Origin of the sequence: Euzebya sp. (assembly GCF_964222135.1) — a bacterium.
GTDB lineage: Bacteria > Actinomycetota > Nitriliruptoria > Euzebyales > Euzebyaceae > Euzebya.
In genome coordinates, this window is record NZ_CAXQBR010000103.1 from 1 (window position 1) to 14,701 (window position 14,701).

The following is a 14,701-nucleotide window of genomic DNA, read 5'->3' on the forward strand; positions in this document are numbered from 1 at the left end:
GGAGCGCGAGCTGCGCGAGTGGCTGTGCCCCCCCCCCCCGGACGAGGGCGCCGAGCCCGGGCCGCCGCGGCGGCTCGGCCCGGCCCTCGAGGCCCACGCCGAGGAGGTGGAGGAGCGCGACGGCGTCGCCGTCCGCGTCGTCGCGGTCGGCCAGGCCGCCCGGCGGGCGCTGCCGGCCGACGACGCCGAGGGGCTGTGCGCCTTGGTCCTCGCCGCCCGCGAGGCCATGGCCAACGCTGCCGCGCACGCCGAGGTGGCGTCGGTCGACGTCTTCGCCGAGCTCGAGGCCGGCGCGGTGACCGCCTACGTCCGCGACCGGGGGCCCGGGTTCGACCTGGCCGCGGTGCCCGCCGACCGCCAGGGCCTCAGGGGGTCGATCGTCGGTCGCGTGGAGCGCGCCGGCGGGTCTGCGACGATCACCACCGAGCCGGGCCGCGGCACCGAGGTCCGCATCAGCATCCCCCACGACGCAGGAGGTGCCCGGGAGCCATGAGCGCATCGGACGAGCGGTTGGAGGTCCGGTTGAAGGTCTACGTGGTCGACGACCACCGGATCTTCCGCAGCGGGCTCCGCGCCGAGATCGCCCGGTCGGTGTGGATCGCCGGCGAGGCCGGCACGGTCGACGAGGCCGTCGAGGGCATCCTCGCCAGCCGACCGGCCGTGGTGCGCCTCGACGTCCACAGGCCCGGCGGGGGAGGGGCCGCGGTCATCGAGGGCGTCCGCCGCGGCGGCGGGGACGACGTGGAGTTCCTCGCGCTGTCCGCGTCGGACTCCGCCGACGACGTCGTCGCGATCATCCGCGCCGGCGCGCGGGGCTACGTCACCAAGACCGTCGCCGCCGACGAGCTCGTCACCGCCGTGCGCCGCGTCGCCGCGGGAGACGCCTACTTCTCCCCCCAGCTGGCCGGCTACGTCCTTGACGCCTTCGCGGCCATCCCGGTCGTGCAGGTCGATGCCGAGCTCGGGCAGCTGACCCCGCGGGAGCGGGAGGTCCTCCAGCACCTCGCGCGCGGCTACACCTACGCCGAGATCGCCGAGGCCCTCGTGATCAGCGTCAAGACGGTGGAGACCCACGCCTCCAACGTCCTGCGCAAGCTGCAGCTGTCCAACCGCCACGAGCTGTCCCGCTGGGCCGCCGAGCGCAACATCACCTGACGGGGCGGTCCCGGTCCGGTCTAGGGTGCGGAGCATGCGCCTGCTCGTCGTCGGGGGATCCAAGTTCGTCGGCCGCCACGTGGTCGAGGCCGCGGTCGCGGACGGCCACGAGGTGTGGCTCGCCAACCGCGGGGAGACGACCACCGAGACCTTCGGCGCGGCCGGCCGGCTGACGATCGACCGCGCGACCGACGACCTCGGGGCGCTCGGGGGAGAGGCGTTCGACGCGGTGATCGACGTCAGCGCCTACATCCCGCGCCACGTCACCGCGCTGCACGACGTCCTCGGCGACCGCGTCGGCTGGTACCTGCTGGTGTCGACGGTGTCGGTGTACGACGCGGCCGCGATGGCCGACGACCCGACGGAGTCCGCACCGCGCCAGCTCGCCGAGCACGACACCGAGGAGGTGACGTCGGAGACCTACGGCCCGCTCAAGGTCGCCTGCGAGGAGGCCGCGCACCAGCGCTGGGACGATCGCCTGACCGTCGTGCGGCCCGGGATCGTCGCCGGCCCGCACGACCACACCGACCGGTTCACCTGGTGGGTGCGGCACCTGGCGACCACCCGGCCGACGCCGCTGCCCGACCGCCGCGACCAGCCGGTGCAGGTGATCGACGCGCGCGACCTCGCCGCGTTCTGCCTGCGGCTGGTCGCCGACCGGACGCGGGGGTCGTTCGACGCGACGGGTGAGGTGCTGACCCTGGAGGCCCTGGTCGACGCGGTCCTCGACGGCGTCGGCGGCGTGACCGACGAGCCGGTCCGCTGGGTCGACCCCTCCCGCTGGGGGGAGATCAGCCTGCCACCGCTGGTGCTCGACCCCTCCTGGGGCCAGGACGCGCTGTTCCAGCGGGACTCGGTCGCCGCGCCCGCGGCCGGCCTGACCCGCCGGCCGGTCTCGGTCACCGCCGAGGACACCCGCGCGTGGGACGTCGCCATCGGCCAGCCGTCCCTCGCCGCCGGCCCCTCCGCCGAGGAGCTCACGGCGCTGTAGCCCGGGGGAGGGGCGCACGGCCCGTGCCAGCTCACAAGATGTGGACTTGAGCCATCCAGGTGGGCCAAGTGCACATCCGCGGAGCCCTACGGCGGACGCGGGCATCCTGGCCGCCATGCCCGAGGGTCACACCATCCACCGCCACGCCCGCCTGCAGCGGACCGCGCTGGTCGGGCGCCGGGTGCGGGCCTGGTCGCTGCAGGGCCGCTTCGACGCCGGGGCGGCCCGGCTCGACGGCGGCACGGTCACCGGGATCGAGGCGTGGGGCAAGCACCTCTTCTACCGCTGGGGCGACCCCGACGGCGACCCGACCGGGGACGTGCTGCACGTCCACCTCGGCCTGTTCGGCCGCTTCCGCACCTTCGCCGCGGACCCGCCGCCGCCGACCGACGGCACCCGCCTGGCCCTGGTCGTCGACGGCGGGCCGACGATCCACCTGGCCGGCGCGACCACCGTCGAGGTGATCACCCCGGCGGGGATCGACGCGGTCGTCGCGCGGCTGGGGCCCGACCCGCTCCGGCGCGACGCCGACCCCGCCCGGTTCGCCGCGGCCCTGCGCCGCCGGAGCGCGCCGGTGTGCGAGGCCCTGCTCGACCAGGCGGCCATCGCCGGGATCGGCAACGTCTACCGCGCCGAGCTGCTGTTCCGCGCGGGCCTCGACCCCGACACGCCCGCCCGGGAGGTGGACGCCGACGCCGTCGAGGCGATCTGGGACGACGCGGTCGCGCTGCTCACCCGCGGCGAGCGGTCGGGGCGCATCGTCACCGTCGAGCCGGCGGACGTCGGCCGCCGCCGCCGCTCGGACCTGCGTCGCCGTGACGAGCAGCGCTACGTCTACAAGCGCGAGGACCGGCCCTGCCACCGCTGCGGCACCCCGATCGTCAGCTGGGTGCCGCGCAGCCGGACCGTCTGGGCCTGCCCGCGGTGCCAGCGGCTCAGGCGATGAGATCCGGCTCGCCGGCGCGGTCGACCAGCCGGTCGTGGGCGGCCTGGTACGTCGCCCGGTCGGCGTCGCTGAAGCAGCACATGACGACGTGCGTGGGGAGCTGCCCGGTGCGGAGGTGCTCCACGAGCACCCCCATGGCCACCGCCGCGGCCTCCGGCACCGGGTAGCCGTACACCCCGGTCGAGATCGACGGGAACGCCACCGACGTGCAGGCCCGCCGTCGCGCCTGGAGCAGCGCGTTGCGGTAGCAGGAGGCGAGCAGGTCGGGGGCGCTCGCGCCGTCGCGGCCGTAGACCGGGCCGACGGTGTGGATCACGCAGACGGCCCGCAGGGCGCCGGCGGTCGTCACCACCGCCTGGCCGGTCGGGCAGCCGCCCTGGCGCGCCGCGATCTCCCGGCACTCGGCGAGGATCGCCGGCCCGCCGGCGGCGTGGATCGCGCCGTCCACCCCTCCGCCGCCGAGCAGCGAGCTGTTGGCCGCGTTGACGATCGCATCGACCTCCAGGGCGGTGATGTCGGCGGTGATGATCTCGATCGTCCCCATGGCGCATCCACGGTCCCCCGCCAGGCCGTCGGCGAACCCCCCGCGCCGGGTAGTGTCGGGCGCCATCGTGCGCGCGCACCCCTTCACCACCCGCCACATCGGGCCGACGCCCGCCGACGTCGAGGCGATGCTCGATGTCATCGGCTACGACAGCGTCGACGCGCTGGTCGACGCGACGGTGCCCGAGGCGATCCGCCAGCGCACCCCGCTCGAGCTGCGCGGCCACGACGGCGCCGACGCCGAGCACGAGGTCCTCGCGGCCCTCCGGGAGGTCGCGGACCGCAACCAGCCCCTCACCAGCCTCATCGGGCAGGGCTACCACGGCACGGTCACCCCGCCGGTCATCCTCCGCAACGTCCTCGAGGACCCGGCCTGGTACACCGCCTACACGCCCTACCAGCCCGAGATCAGCCAGGGCCGCCTCGAGGCCCTGCTCAACTACCAGACGATGGTGGCCGACCTGACGGGCCTGCCGCTCGCCAACGCGAGCCTGCTGGACGAGGGCACGGCCGCCGCCGAGGCGATGACGATGACCCGGCGGGCGGTCCGCGACGCCCCCGACGTCTTCCTGGTCGACGCCGACGTCCACCCCCAGACCCTCGCGGTGCTGCGGACCCGTGCCGAGCCGCTCGGCATCGAGGTCGACGTGGTGGACCCCTGGCGCCTCGTGGCCGGCGGGGCGGCCGGGGGCGGTCTGCCGGCGGCGTTCGGCGTGCTGGTCCAGTACCCCGGCTCCTCCGGCGAGGTGCGCGACCTGCAGCCCGTGATCGAGGGGATCCACGCGGTCGGCGGCATGGCCGTGGTCGCGGCCGACCTGCTCGCGCTGACCCTCCTGGCGGCGCCCGGCGACCTCGGCGCGGACATCGCGGTCGGGTCGAGCCAGCGCTTCGGCGTGCCGCTGTGGTACGGCGGCCCCCACGCCGGCTACCTGGCGACGTCGGAGGACCACAAGCGGACCCTGCCCGGCCGCCTGGTCGGCGTCAGCGTCGACCGCCACGGCCGCACGGCCTACCGGTTGGCCCTGCAGACCCGCGAGCAGCACATCCGTCGCGAGCGGGCGACCTCCAACATCTGCACCGCCCAGGTGCTGCTCGCCAACGCCGCCGGGTTCTACGCCGCCTACCACGGGCCGGACGGCCTGACGGCGATCGCCCAGCGGGTCCGCCGCCTGACCGCCGGGCTGTTCGACAGCCTCGTGGCGGGCGACCTGACCGTGGTGACCGCGGAGTTCTTCGACACCCTCACCGTGGCGGTGGAGGGGCGGGCCGACGAGGTCCTCGCCGCGGCCCGCGCCGAGGGGCTGGCGCTCCGGCGCACCGACGACGACCACGTCGGCATCTCCCTGGACGAGACCTCGACGGTCGACACCGTCGCGGCGGTCTGCCGGGCCCTCGGCGTCGAGCCGGTCGACGGGGTCGGCGAGCACGCCCCCGAGCTGGCCGGCCACATGCGCCGGACCAGCGCGTTCCTGACCCACCCGACGTTCCACGTCCACCGGTCCGAGACGGCGATGATGCGGTACCTGCGTCGCCTCGCCGACGCCGACCTGGCGCTCGACCGGACCATGATCCCGCTGGGCAGCTGCACGATGAAGCTGAACGCAGCAGCGGAGATGGAGTCGATCAGCTGGCCGGCGTTCACCGACGTCCACCCCTTCGCCCCCGACGACACCACCGCGGGCAGCCGCCAGCTCATCAGCGACCTCGAGCGCTGGCTGGTCGACATCACCGGGTACGACGCGGTCAGCCTGCAGCCGAACTCCGGCGCGCAGGGCGAGCTCGCGGGTCTGCTGGCCATCCGCGGCTACCACGCCGGCCGGGGTGACAGCGGGCGGACGGTGTGCCTGATCCCGAGCTCCGCGCACGGCACGAACGCGGCCAGCGCGGTCATGGCCGGCATGCAGGTGGTGGTCGTCGCCTGCGACGAGGACGGCAACGTCGACCTCGACGACCTGGCCGAGAAGGCCGCCGCGCACGCCGAGGACCTGGCGGCGGCGATGATCACGTACCCCTCCACCCACGGGGTGTTCGAGACCGGCGTCCGCGACCTGTGCGCGATCGTCCACGACCACGGCGGGCAGGTGTACCTGGACGGCGCGAACCTGAACGCCCTCGTCGGCCTGGCCCAGCCAGGGCGGTTCGGCGCCGACGTCAGCCACCTGAACCTCCACAAGACCTTCTGCATCCCCCACGGCGGCGGAGGCCCCGGCGTCGGCCCCGTCGCGTGCCGTGCCCACCTGGCGCCGTACCTGCCCGGGGCGGGCCGGACGGGTCCGGTCAGCGCCGCGCCGCACGGGTCTGCCGGCATCCTCGGGATCCCGTGGGCGTACATCCGGCTGATGGGCGCCGAGGGGCTGACCGAGGCCACCCGCACCGCGATCCTCAGCGCCAACTACCTGGCGACCCGGCTGGCCGAGGCCTACCCGGTGCTCTACACCGGGGCGGCGGGGACCGTCGCCCACGAGTGCATCGTCGACGTCCGGCCGCTGACCAAGTCGACCGGCGTGACAGGCGAGGACATCGCCAAGCGGCTGATCGACCACGGCTTCCACGCGCCGACGATGAGCTTCCCGGTCGCCGGGACGCTGATGGTCGAGCCGACGGAGTCCGAGCCGAAGGCCGAGCTCGACCGCTTCGTCGACGCGATGCTCGCGATCCGCGAGGAGATCGCCGCGATCGAGCGGGGCGAGGTCGCCTACGAGGACTCGGTGCTGGCCGCTGCGCCGTTCACCGCCGCCGACGTCCTGGTCGGCGAGTGGGACCGGCCCTACAGCCGCGAGCAGGCCGGGCTGCCCGCCGGGCCCTCACAGGCGGCGGCGAAGTACTGGCCGCCTGTCAGCCGGATCGACAACGCCTACGGCGACAAGAACCTCGTCTGCGCCTGCCCGCCGATCGAGGACTACGCCTGACGCCCGTCAGCCCCCCTGCCCTCACCCGCTCTGTCGCTGGAGGAACGACACCAACGTCGTGACCCCGAACCCGGTGCCGCCCTCTGGCTGGTGGCCCCGCACGTCCTGGGCGCCAAGGAAGGCCGGGCCGGCGATGTCGAGGTGCGCCCACGGGACGTCGCCGACGAAGCGCTGCAGGAACAGGCCGGCGAGCAGCGCCCCGGCCCCCTTGTCCCGGCCGAGGTTGTCGATGTCGGCGACGGGGGACTCGAGCCAGGCGTCCAGCTCGACGGGCAGCGGCAGCCGCCACACGTCCTCGCCGGCGTCGGCGGCCGCGTCGGCGACGTCGCGCGCCAGCCCGTCGTCGTTGGCCATCAGCGCCGCGGTCCAGGGGCCGAGGGCGACGACGGCCGCGCCGGTCAGCGTCGCCACGTCGACCAGCACGTCGGCGCCGAGGGACCGGCCGTAGCCGAGCGCGTCGGCCATCACCAGCCGTCCCTCGGCGTCCGTGTTGACCACCTCGACGGTGGTGCCGTCGAAGGTGGTGAGCACGTCGCTCGGTCGCTGGGCGTCGCCGCCGATGGCGTTCTCGGCCAGCGCCAGCAACCCGGTCACCTTGGCGCGGCAGCCCAGCTCACCGATGGCCGCGAGCGCGCCGGCGACGGCGGCGGCGCCGCCCATGTCGCACTTCATCGTCATCATCGAGGTGCCGGGCTTCAGGTTCAGCCCGCCGGTGTCGAACGTGATCCCCTTGCCGACCAGCACGACGTGGGCGAGGGGGTTCTCGGGCTCGTAGGTCCGCTCCACCAGCCGGGGCGGCGCCGCCGACCCGCGGCCGACGCCGAGCAGCCCGCCGCAGCCGTGCTCGGCCAGCCACGCCTCGTCGTGGACGGTGACCCGCACCTCGGCGGGCAGGTGGTCGGTGACCGCCTCGGCGATCTCGGCCGGCCGCGCCTGACCCGGCGGGGTGTTGACCAGGTCGCGCGCGAAGGCCACCGCCGCGCAGGTGGTGCGGCTGCGGCGGATCGCCTCCTCCGCGTCGCCGAGGGGGGAGGAGGGGAGCAGCAGGGTGGCCTCCCGCTCGCCGACCTCCTCCGGGGCGGACCGGAACCGCTGGGCGACGTGGGAGCCGAGCGCGAGGCCGTCGGCCACGGCCTCGATCGCGGCGCGCGTGGGGTGGACCTCGGCCAGGGTCGTGGCGATCCGACGCGCCTTCGGGACCGCCCGGGCGACGTCGCCCGCGGCGCGGCGCAGCGACGCCGGTGACACGCCGTCCATCCGCCCCAGCCCGACGAGCAGCACCGACCCGAACGGCTGGCCGGGAGCGGCCAGGCGGAGGGTCTGGCCGACGTCGCCGCGGAAGCCGGGCGTGATCGGGAAGTCGTCGAGGCCGAGGGCGGCGAGGACCTGCGCGGTGCCGGGGCCCTCGATGCCGCCCTTGAACACCCCGACGGCGACGACGTCGACGTCGAGGTCGGCGAGGTCGGCGGAGGCCGCGTGGATCGTGATCATCGTGTCTGGGGTCCCTCGGTCGGTGCGTGGTGCGGGGGTGGTGCGGTGCGGGTGCGCCCCTCGGGACCTGCGACCCTACGCTCGTCCGCGTGGACGTGGGCGTGGTCGTGGTGGCGGTCGTGGGGGGCGGTCTGCTCGTAGGGTCGTGGGTGGCCCACCTGCGGCGGGACCTCCGCCGCCGTGCGGCGCGGTCGGCGGACTACGACGGGGTGGCCGGCGGGACGGCGCTGTGGACCTCCGCGGCGCCGTGCCCGGAGTGCCGGGCGCGGGGCGCGCTGCTCAGCCGGGGGGAGGGCGGGTTGGGGCACACCTGCCTGTCCTGCGGCCACCGCCACGTGCGGGCCCACCGCGGGTGAGGGTCAGGGGTCCGCTCACCCCGTCAGGATGCGCTTGTCGACGGCCCGGCCGTCGGCCACCTCGTAGACGTACGGCACGCCGGTGGCGATCTCGATGCCGGGGATCTCCTCGTCGCTCACGTCGTCGAGGACCTTCAGGATCGCCCGCAGCGAGTTGCCGTGCGCGGCGACCATCACCACGTCGTGCGCCTCCGTCGCCGGGATGATCGTCTCGGTGAAGTAGGGGATGGTCCGCCTCGAGGTGTCGGCGAGGCTCTCGCCGGCCGGGGGCGGGATGTCGTAGGAGCGGCGCCAGATGTGCACCTGCTCCTCCCCGAACTCCTCGCGGGTCTGGTCCTTGTCCCGGCCGGTCAGCGCGCCGTAGAACCGCTCGTTGAGCTGCCACGCCTCGATCTGGGTCAGGTCGCCCTGGCCCAGGGCCTCGAGGACGAAGCGGCCGGTGTTGATGGCCCGCTGCAGCTCGGAGGTGAAGGCGATGTCGACGGTGATGCCCTCCGCGGCCAGCCGTGCCCCTGCGTCCTTCGCCTCGGTGATGCCCTGCTCGCTGAGGGGGACGTTCACCCAGCCGGTGAAGCGGTTCTCGGCGTTCCAGACCGACTGGCCGTGGCGGATGAGGATGAGTGTGCCCATGGCGGCGCACGCTACCGTGCCCGCCTAGGGTTCTTCACGTGCGACGGACCACGGTGGGCGCCCTGGCGGTGTCCGTCGCGCTCCTCGCCGGGTGCAGCGCCGACGGCGCGCCGCCGGCTCCGGTGACCGCGGAACCCGCGCCGACTGCCGTGCCACCGACCGGAGCGCCACCGACCGCCGCGCCACCCACCCCCGCGGCGACCGCGCCCGAGGATCCGGATCCCGCCGCGGCGGTGCTGGGCCTCGAGCTCGTCGCCGACCTGGACGCCCCCACCGCGCTGGCGGTCCGGCCGGGCGACGACGCGCTGTACATCGCCGAGCGGGCCGGCACCGTCCGACCCGTCACCCGCGACGGCGACGTCGGCGAGCCGGTCATCGACCTCCGCGAGGACACGACGACGGACGGCGAGCGCGGCCTGCTGGGCCTGGCCTGGTCGCCCGACGGTGACCGGCTGTACCTCTCGTCCACCGATCGCGAGGGGTCGACCCGGCTCGACGCGGTCGCCGTCGCCCCGGGGAGCGGCGGGCTGCTCGACCTCGCCACCCGCACCACCCTGCTGGAGGTCCCCCAGCCGGCGGCGAACCACAACGGCGGCGTCCTCCACATCGGGCCCGACGGCCACCTGTGGCTCGCCCTCGGCGACGGCGGCGCCCCCGCCGACCGGTTCGGCAACGGCCAGCGCCCCGACACCCTCCTCGGGACCCTGCTCCGCATCGACCCCGAGGGGACCGGCCCCGGCGGCCGCCCGTACGCGATCCCGCCGGACAACCCGTGGGCCGACGGCGGCGAGGGTGCGCCGGAGGTGTGGGCCTACGGGCTGCGGAACCCGTGGCGGTTCTCCTTCGACGCCGAGACCGGCCGGCTGTGGGTCGCCGACGTCGGCCAGGACGAGGTGGAGGAGATCGACGCCGTCCCCGCCGACGAGCCGGGCCTCAACTACGGCTGGCCGCGGTTCGAGGGCGACCAGCCCTTCGACGGCCAGCCCGCCGAGGGCCCGGTCGTCGCGCCGGTGCACACCTACCGCCACGGCGACCGGGGCGGCTGCTCGATCACCGGCGGGTACGTCTACCGCGGGCAGGCGATCCCGGCGCTGCGGGGCGCCTACCTCTACAGCGACTTCTGCGACGGCCGGATCTTCGCGCTCGACCTGACCGCCGACGGGCAGGTCCAAGGCGACGTCGACACCGGCCTCGCCGTCGACGCGCCCGTCGCCTTCGGGCAGGGCTCCGACGCCGAGCTGTACGTCCTGTCCCTCGAGGGACCCGTCCACCGCATCGTCGGAGGCTGACATGACCACACCCCGCCTGCTGCTCGCGCTGGCCCTCGTCGCCGCGCTCACCGCGACGGCCGGTCCGCCGCCGGCCACCGCCCAGGAGCCGACCCGCATCGGCGACGCCGAGGATCCCGTCGCCGCAGCCGTCGCGATCAACCAGGCCAGGGACCCCGACGGCGGATCCAGTCCCGTAGCCGTCGTCGGACGGGCCGACGCCTTCCCGGACACCCTCGCCGCCACCGCCCTGGCTGGACGTGACGGCGCGCTGCTGCTGACCGACGGGGGGCCCGGCGCAGCCCTGCGCCCGGAGGTCGCGGCGGAGCTGGAGCGGACCATGGCGCCCGGCACGTGCCCGGGGGGCGACGGCCCGACCGTCTACGTCGTCGGAGGCGTGGACGCGGTCAGCCAGCAGGCCGAGGACGCCCTCGCGGAGGGTCCCTGGTGCGTCGAGCGGCTGGCCGGCCCCACCCGCCTCGAGACCGCCGTGGCCCTCGGCGACGCGATCGGGAACCCCTCCGACACCGTCGTCCTGGCCCGCGCCGACGACTGGGCCGACGCCGGCGCGGTCGGGGCGTGGGCGGCCGCGACGTCCAGCCGCGTGCTGGTCACCGACGGCGACGCGCTGAGCGCGCCCACCGCCGCGGCGCTCGAGCGCTGGCAGCCCGCGCGGATCGTCCTGGTCGGCGGCGAGGCGGCCCTCTCGGCCGCGGTGGCCGACGCGGCGGCGACCCACGCCGAGGTCCGCCGGGTGGCCGGTGCCGCCCGCGACGCCACCGCCGTCGCCATCGCCGAGGACCTCTGGGGAGGGGACCGGTCCGACGTCGTCGTCCTGGCCGACGGCTACGGCGCCGCGGACTGGACCTACCTGTTCGCCGTCGCCCCGCTGGCCGCCCAGCGCGGCGCGCCGGTCCTGTACACCGCCGAGGACCAGCCCACCCCGGCCACCCGGGCCCACCTCGACGCCCGCCCCCCGGCCGAGGTGCTGGTCGTCGGCCCCGACGACTCCCCACCCCCCACCGACCTCGGGTCGGTCGCCGTCGGGTTGCAGCCCGTCGTGTCGCTCGACTCGCCGGTGATGCTCAAGGCCCGACCCGACACCGGCGAGCTGTGGGTCGCCGAGCTCGGCGGCCGCGTCCAGGCGATCGGCCCCACCGGCGTCCGCACGGTCCTCGACCTCACCGACACCGTCTCCACCGGCGGTGAGCGCGGCCTGCTCGGCATGGCCTTCGACCCGGCCGGCACGCGCCTGTTCACGTCCTCCACCGACGACGCCGGCGACACGGTGATCGACCTGTTCGCCCTGACCGCCGACGGGGTGGACGCCGCGTCGCGGACCCCGGTGCTGCGCGTCGACCAGCCCGCATCGAACCACAACGGCGGCGACCTCGTGTGGGGGCCGGACGACAACCTGTGGTGGGCCCTCGGCGACGGCGGCGGCAGCGGCGACACCTACGGCAACGGCCAGGACACCTCGACCCTCCTCGGCGGGCTGGTCCGCATCGACGTGCGGGACCTCCAGCCCGGCGGTGGCCAGCGCTACGCCATCCCGGCCGACAACCCCTTCACCCAGGGCGGCGGGGCGCCCGAGCTCTACACCTACGGGCTGCGCAACCCGTTCCGGTTCAGCTTCGACCCCGAGACCGAGCTGCTGTACATCGCCGACGTCGGCCAGGGCGCGGTCGAGGAGATCGACGTCCTCGACATCCCCGGCGCGGCCGGCGCGAACATGGGCTGGCCGATCTTCGAGGGCTCCCGACCCTTCGCCGGCGGCGACCTGGGAGACCACGTCGGGCCGGTCCACGAGGAGCTCCACCGCGACGGCAGCTGCTCCATCACCGGCGGCGTGGTGTACCGCGGGCAGGCGATCGAGGGGTTGGACGGCGCGTACCTCTACTCCGACCTGTGCCGTTCCTCGGTCCGGGCGATCGTGGTCGAGGGCGGCCAGGTCACCCAGGCCGCCGACCTCGGCGTGTCGGTCCCCTCACCCGTGGGCTTCGGGGTGGACGGCGAGGGCGAGGTCTACGTCATGAGCCTCGAGGGCCAGGTGCTGAAGGTCGTGCCCGCCTGACCGGCGGGGCCTCACGCCGGGACGGCCAGCGCCGTCGCGGTCCGGCGGCCGGCGAGGACCTCCTCGCCCGCGGCGGTCCAGCAGCGCGCCTCGTCGTCGTCCGCCGCCTCCACCACCGCCCGGTCGGCGACGACCCGGCCGGGCCGGTCCTTCGCCAGGTCGCTCAGCCGCGCGGCGGTGTTCACCGCGTCGCCGATCACGGTGTACTCCACGCGCTGGTGCGCGCCGATGTTGCCCGCCACGACCGGGCCGGCGGCCACGCCGATCCCCGCCGGCAGGGCGCCGTCGTCCTCGGCGAGGCGGGCGGCCATGGCGCGGGCGGCGGACAGCGCGCCCGTGGCGGGGGAGGGGTGGGCCGCCGGCGCCCCCCAGACGCAGACCGCCGCGTCGCCCTCGAACGCCGTGACGGTCCCGTCGGCGTCCTCCACGACGTCGAGCACGATCCCGAACAGGTGGTTGAGCCGCTCGACGACCGTGGTCGGGTCCGACCGCTCCGCCAGCCCCGTCGACCCGGTCACGTCGACGAACAGGACGGCGACGTCGCGGACCTCGCCGCCGAGCGCCACGCCCTCGTCGAGCGCGCGCCGAGCGACCTCCTCGCCGACGTGGCGGCCGAACAGGTCGCGCAACCGGTCGCGCTCGGCCAGGCCGGCGGACATCTGGTTGAACGCCGTCTGCAGGATCCCCACCTCGCCGGCGTCGCTGACCGGGACCGCGACGTCCGAGCGACCCTCGGCCAGGTCGACGACCGCGCCGCGCAGCTCCTTCAGCGGATCGGCGATCGACCGGGCGGCGAACACCATGATGATCAGGCCGCCGACGACGGCGACCAGGCCGAGGACGAACGTCGCGATCGCGAGCTCGCTGCGGGGGATGTCGATCCCGAGGGCGAGTCCGTTGAGCAGCACCACCCCGACGACCGGCAAGGCGGTGCCGAGCAGCCACGACACGATCGTCCGCCACGCCACCCCCGTGCCGCGCTGCTGGTGGAGGGGCGCATCGACCAGGGCCCGGGCGACCAGCGGGCGGTTCACCCGCTCCACCAGCAGGTAGGTCGACGCGCTGGCCACCAGCCCGCCGATGAGCACCGTGACGCCGACCTCGACGCCGAGCAGGGCCGAGTGCAGCCCATCGACCAGCCCGAAGGCTGCGGTGGCGACCAGCCACAGGCCCATCTGGAGGCGCGCGGTCGCGAAGGGGATGCCGATCGTGCCGCGGCGCTCGGCGGCCGTCGGGCCGCGGCCGTCGCGGAGCCACTCGAGTCGCCGACGGGCTCGGCGGCGTCCGCTGATGAGCCCGACGACCAGGGCCACGCCGCCGTAGACCGCCGCCATCACGAGGTTCTCGACGACGAGGTCGTCGGCCTCGTCCGGTGTCGGCAGCACCACCACGAGCAGGGTCACGACGACCACGACCGCCACGGCGTTGGTGAACGCGACGACCACGCCGCCGACGGCGATCGAGCGACGGATCAGGTGCCGGCCGCGGCGCTCGTCGGTCACGGCCACCTGGCGGGCGGTGCGGTGGCGGTGGCTCTCATCGCCCACCCCGCAGGTCCACGACCGACCCGGTGTCGAGGTCGGGTTGCTGCACGACCGCCCAGATGCCGGCCGCGGCGTCCTCGGGGCTGGTGAGCTGGCCATCGGCGTGCAGGCGGCGGAACCGCTCGACGGCGGGGAAGTCCGCGTCACCGGTGCGCCGGATGGCGGTCTGCATCGCCGTGTCCACCACGCCGGGGGCGACGGCGACCACCCGGACCGGGCGCTCCTGGCGGCGCTGCTCGGCCCCGACGGTCCGCACCCACTGGTCGACGGCGGCCTTGCCCGCCCCGTAGGCGCTCCACCCCTCGTACACCGAGGAGGCGGCGCCGCTGGTCAGCACGACCAGCACGGCCTCGGTGACCGACCGGGCGCCGGCCACCGCGGCGAGGAAGCCGGCGCCCAGCACCTGCGGGGCGGCGCTGTCGAGCAGCACCGCCCGCTGGTAGCCGTCGGGGTCGACGGCGTGGGCGGGACCCATCGGGTCGAGCGTCGCGGCGTTGTGGACGAGCACCGCCCGCGTCGGCCGTCGGTCGGCCAGCGTGGCGGTGACGTGGCGGACGACGCGGGACCAGCTCGCGGGGTCGGAGAGGTCGGCGGCGACGTGGACCGCGCCCGGCGTCCCGCCGGAGCGGGACACGTCGACGGTGGTCGCCCCCTCCCACGGCACGCTCGCGGCCAGCGCCGCGCCGATCCCCGAGGACGCGCCCGTGATCCACACCACCGTGTCGCTCATCACCCCGGAGCCTAGAGGGCCTGGAGGTGGCCCCCCGGTGTGTCGGTACGCCCGCCTGGATGGC

The 14,701-nt window shown here is 75.6% G+C and carries 13 protein-coding genes; 8 read left to right on the top strand and 5 right to left on the bottom strand.

The features are described from left to right. The 4 genes from ACEQ2X_RS22590 to ACEQ2X_RS22605 all read left to right on the top strand — a co-directional run. Positions 1-493, top strand: a 493-nt coding sequence (locus ACEQ2X_RS22590; RefSeq protein WP_370328145.1) for an ATP-binding protein, incomplete at its 5' end; no start/stop codon positions are given. After that, positions 490-1,155: a LuxR C-terminal-related transcriptional regulator gene (locus tag ACEQ2X_RS22595; protein ID WP_370328146.1), complete on the top strand. Its 666-nt coding sequence runs from the start codon at positions 490-492 to the stop codon at positions 1,153-1,155. The genes ACEQ2X_RS22590 and ACEQ2X_RS22595, both read left to right, overlap by 4 nt. Positions 1,156-1,189: 34 nt before the next feature. Next, positions 1,190-2,146 (top strand): NAD-dependent epimerase/dehydratase family protein, encoded by a 957-nt coding sequence (locus tag ACEQ2X_RS22600; protein ID WP_370328147.1) that lies wholly within the window; start codon positions 1,190-1,192, stop codon positions 2,144-2,146. Positions 2,147-2,261: 115 nt separating this feature from the next. Then, positions 2,262-3,092, top strand: coding sequence for an Fpg/Nei family DNA glycosylase (locus tag ACEQ2X_RS22605; RefSeq protein ID WP_370328148.1), 831 nt, complete (start codon positions 2,262-2,264; stop codon positions 3,090-3,092). Here ACEQ2X_RS22605 and ACEQ2X_RS22610 read toward each other — a convergent pair. Beyond that, complete coding sequence (locus ACEQ2X_RS22610) at positions 3,082-3,636, bottom strand: O-acetyl-ADP-ribose deacetylase (protein WP_370328149.1); 555 nt, start codon at positions 3,634-3,636, stop codon at positions 3,082-3,084. The genes ACEQ2X_RS22605 and ACEQ2X_RS22610 overlap by 11 nt on opposite strands. On the opposite strand from ACEQ2X_RS22610, the gene gcvP reads away from it, so the two are divergent. Beyond that, a complete protein-coding gene (gcvP, locus tag ACEQ2X_RS22615; RefSeq protein ID WP_370328150.1) occupies positions 3,635-6,544 on the top strand; it encodes an aminomethyl-transferring glycine dehydrogenase in 2,910 nt (969 codons plus the stop codon). The two genes, ACEQ2X_RS22610 and gcvP, sit on opposite strands and share 2 nt — an antisense overlap. Before the next feature lie 21 nt (positions 6,545-6,565). On the opposite strand, the gene ACEQ2X_RS22620 is transcribed toward gcvP, so the two are convergent. Beyond that, complete coding sequence (locus ACEQ2X_RS22620; RefSeq protein WP_370328151.1) at positions 6,566-8,035, bottom strand: leucyl aminopeptidase; 1,470 nt, start codon at positions 8,033-8,035, stop codon at positions 6,566-6,568. An 89-nt stretch (positions 8,036-8,124) separates the two neighbouring features. On the opposite strand from ACEQ2X_RS22620, the gene ACEQ2X_RS22625 reads away from it, so the two are divergent. Then, entirely contained in the window at positions 8,125-8,391 is a 267-nt protein-coding gene (locus ACEQ2X_RS22625; RefSeq protein ID WP_370328152.1) for a hypothetical protein, read from the top strand. A 15-nt stretch (positions 8,392-8,406) separates the two neighbouring features. Here the strand turns inward: ACEQ2X_RS22625 and ACEQ2X_RS22630 are convergent, their stop codons facing one another. Beyond that, the gene (locus ACEQ2X_RS22630) at positions 8,407-9,021 is read right to left on the bottom strand and encodes a 2,3-diphosphoglycerate-dependent phosphoglycerate mutase (protein WP_370328153.1); all 615 of its coding nucleotides are present in this window, start codon (positions 9,019-9,021) and stop codon (positions 8,407-8,409) included. A gap of 38 nt (positions 9,022-9,059) precedes the next feature. Between ACEQ2X_RS22630 and ACEQ2X_RS22635 the strand changes: the two genes are divergently transcribed. Both ACEQ2X_RS22635 and ACEQ2X_RS22640 read left to right on the top strand, forming a co-directional pair. Continuing rightward, positions 9,060-10,310, top strand: coding sequence for a sorbosone dehydrogenase family protein (locus ACEQ2X_RS22635; protein WP_370328154.1), 1,251 nt, complete (start codon positions 9,060-9,062; stop codon positions 10,308-10,310). A gap of 1 nt (position 10,311) precedes the next feature. Continuing rightward, complete coding sequence (locus tag ACEQ2X_RS22640) at positions 10,312-12,363, top strand: PQQ-dependent sugar dehydrogenase (protein WP_370328155.1); 2,052 nt, start codon at positions 10,312-10,314, stop codon at positions 12,361-12,363. An 11-nt stretch (positions 12,364-12,374) separates the two neighbouring features. Here ACEQ2X_RS22640 and ACEQ2X_RS22645 read toward each other — a convergent pair whose 3' ends face one another. Further along, the gene (locus ACEQ2X_RS22645) at positions 12,375-13,910 is read right to left on the bottom strand and encodes an adenylate/guanylate cyclase domain-containing protein (RefSeq protein ID WP_370328156.1); all 1,536 of its coding nucleotides are present in this window, start codon (positions 13,908-13,910) and stop codon (positions 12,375-12,377) included. After that, positions 13,900-14,637 carry an SDR family NAD(P)-dependent oxidoreductase gene (locus ACEQ2X_RS22650; RefSeq protein ID WP_370328157.1) on the bottom strand — a complete coding sequence of 246 codons (738 nt, stop codon included), beginning with the start codon at positions 14,635-14,637 and terminating at the stop codon, positions 13,900-13,902. Before ACEQ2X_RS22650 ends, ACEQ2X_RS22645 begins: the two co-directional genes overlap by 11 nt. Positions 14,638-14,701: the final 64 nt, after the last annotated feature.